The 2,837-nt window shown below is 39.3% G+C and carries 2 protein-coding genes and 1 pseudogene; 2 read left to right on the top strand and 1 reads right to left on the bottom strand.

The features are described from left to right. The coding region (gene lexA, locus AC075J_RS17675) for a transcriptional repressor LexA (RefSeq protein ID WP_476390560.1) at positions 1 to 528 on the bottom strand (528 nt) is incomplete at its 3' end. Positions 529 to 899: 371 nt separating this feature from the next. On the opposite strand from lexA, the gene AC075J_RS17670 reads away from it, so the two are divergent. Together AC075J_RS17670 and AC075J_RS17665 are read left to right on the top strand one after the other, a co-directional pair. Further along, entirely contained in the window at positions 900 to 2,333 is a 1,434-nt protein-coding gene (locus AC075J_RS17670) for a biotin/lipoyl attachment domain-containing protein (protein ID WP_476390559.1), read from the top strand. Positions 2,334 to 2,371: 38 nt separating this feature from the next. Next, positions 2,372 to 2,837 (top strand): annotated as a pseudogene (locus tag AC075J_RS17665) (YggS family pyridoxal phosphate-dependent enzyme); the annotation flags it as partial.

Raw genomic sequence — 2,837 nt, 5'->3', positions numbered from 1 at the left:
GAGACGATAGTATCCTTTTTCTTTATGGAAAGTCTTAACTGTAGCACCGTCATCGATCAGCGCAACAACAATATCTCCATCCTCTGCTGTGGACTGCTGTTTTACCAGAACCTGATCTCCGTCAAAAATTCCGGCGTTTATCATACTTTCCCCTTTTACTTTCAACAGAAAGCTCTGTGAATTAGGCATAAACTCTGCAGGGATAGGGAAATAGCCTTCAATATTCTCAACTGCCAGAAGTGGCTGTCCGGCTGCCACAGTTCCTATGATGGGAACATTCACAACCTCTCTGCGGACCAGATTAAAATTGTCATCAATAATCTCAATCGCACGTGGTTTCGTTGCATCTCTGCGGATATATCCATTTTTCTCCAGTGCTTCCAGATGTGAATGAACGGAAGAAGTAGATTTCAGGTTGACTGCCTCGCAGATTTCACGAACTGCCGGCGGAAATCCCCGGTTCAAAATCTCATTCTTTATGTAATCAAGAATCTCCTGCTGCTTTGGCGTGATTCTTCCATATGGCATAATTATACCCTCCTTTTTAAGTTATTTTTTGTTCGTACACTCTTCATAACCATTCAGCAGTCTGCTATTCTATGAGATACTGAACAGTTTCTGATTTTTTTATCATATCATAATTCCTGACAAAAAGCAAACTTATATTCTGAAAATGTGTTCTTACTTATGTGCTCCCGTTACTGTTTACTCCATTCTCAGTAACGGGATAGTGGTGTGTGAACAGTAACGATTATTGTGAATTCTTTATGAATAAACTTGTTTTTAAATGTGCAAAGTGTTACAATATTTTGGAAAATAGTGTAACTATTCAGCAGTCACTGTGAAATCGCTGAACAGTTATAGAATGATTATGAACTGCACAAAAAGGAGACATTCCATTGTCTGATAATAAATCAAAAAAAATGCCGGGAATCCTGGCAAGGCTTCGCATGGTCGTGGGGCTGAATATCGGAACGATCATGTTTGGCATCTTATTCATATATATGGCATTCAGTGCCATATTATATTTTACAACTACTCATATTGAGTCCTATCAGGTTACATCAGGACCTTTATCCCGCAACGAAACATATACCGGCCTTGCCATACGTGAAGAAAGTTTATGCAAGGCAGATTCATCAGGCTATATTACTTATTATGCAAGGGAGGGCAGTAAAATCAATGCTTCCGGAGCGGTGTACGGACTTAGTGATACAAAAACAGCTTCTGCTCCGGCATCTCTTGCCCCGGAAGAACTTTCAAAGGTACGGACTGATATGATGAGTTTTTCCAAAGGATTCAGTTCAAGTAAATTTAACAGCACCTACAGCTTTAAATATGAACTGAAGGGAAATATCCTTCAATATGCAGAGTCTGGCAATACCTCATCTGCTCCTCTTACTTCAGATGAGGACGGTGAAGGAAATGACAGTGGTGACAATGACAAAACAGCAGATATTTATCCCGGAAATCAAACTATCTGCCAGTCCCAATCTGATGGTATCGTTTTATATTCCATGGATAATTATGAAGGAAAAACAGTAGATGCTGTAAAGGCAGAAGATTTCGATCAGAATTCTTACCATGAAACAGATTTGAAAACTTCCGACAAGGTAAAAGCAGGAGATGACATTTATACCATTATCACAGATGAACGCTGGAGCCTTCTGATTCCCTTGAGCGACAGACAGGTTGAAAAACTGAAAGACCGTTCTACAATACGTGTCAAATTTTTAAAAGACGATATGACACAAAACGGAGATTTTTCCATTATTACCATAGACGGTGACAAATATGGACAGATTGATTTCAATAAAGGTCTGATTCGTTATGCATCTGACCGTTTTTTGGACATTGAACTTGTAACCAACACAGTTGTAGGTCTGAAAATCCCTCTTACCTCTATTGTAACCAAGGATTTTTATGTGATTCCATCCAGAATGGCCACTACACAGGATAATCAGACAGGTTTTACCCTTTATGAGGGGAAAAATAAAACAACCTTTAAAAATGTGAGCATTTACGCAAGCATTGATGATTCATCTGTCTCCAAACTGGCAGTGGATGAAGCAGAACAACCTCAGATTTATTATGTTGACAAGAGTTCATTTAAGGAAGGGGATGCCCTGATCAATACGGATACCGGTGAAAAATATGTGATCGGAGAGAAAGCAAGAATACTCTGGAGGGAGTATACTGTATTAATAAAGGCTATGCGGTTTTTCGCCGTATTGAAATACTTGATGAGAACGAAGAATATGCTATTGTATCTAAAAACACCACCTACGGTCTTTCCAGATATGATCACATTGTTAGAAACGCTGATAAAGTAAAGGAAGAAGACATTTTATACTAATTAAGGAGGCTTAATATGTTAGCTGATAAACTAAACCTTGTGAAAAAGAATATTGAAGAGGCCTGCGATACTGCAGGGCGTTCTCCCCAAGAGGTAACTCTTATTGCGGTCAGTAAGACCAAACCGGTGGAAATGCTGAAAGAAGCATATGATGCGGGTGCAAGAGTGTTTGGGGAGAATAAGGTTCAGGAGATCTTAGATAAATACGATCAGATGCCATCAGATGTACAGTGGCACATGATCGGACATTTACAGAGAAATAAAGTGAAATATATTATTGATAAAGTATCTATGGTACACTCTGTAGATTCTGTCCGCCTGGCAGAGGCCATCGAAAAGAGGCAGCAAAAAAAGATATCTGCATGCCGGTTCTGATCGAAGTAAATGTAGCAGGAGAGGAAAGTAAGTTTGGCCTTTCAGTCGAAGAGGTATTACCATTTCTGGAAGAAATTTCTTCTTATGAGCATCTTCAGGTAAAAGG

The sequence above is a fragment of the Blautia sp. ZXY-1-C6 genome, from assembly GCF_056339875.1.
This window is presented reverse-complemented; position numbering and strand designations above follow the sequence as displayed.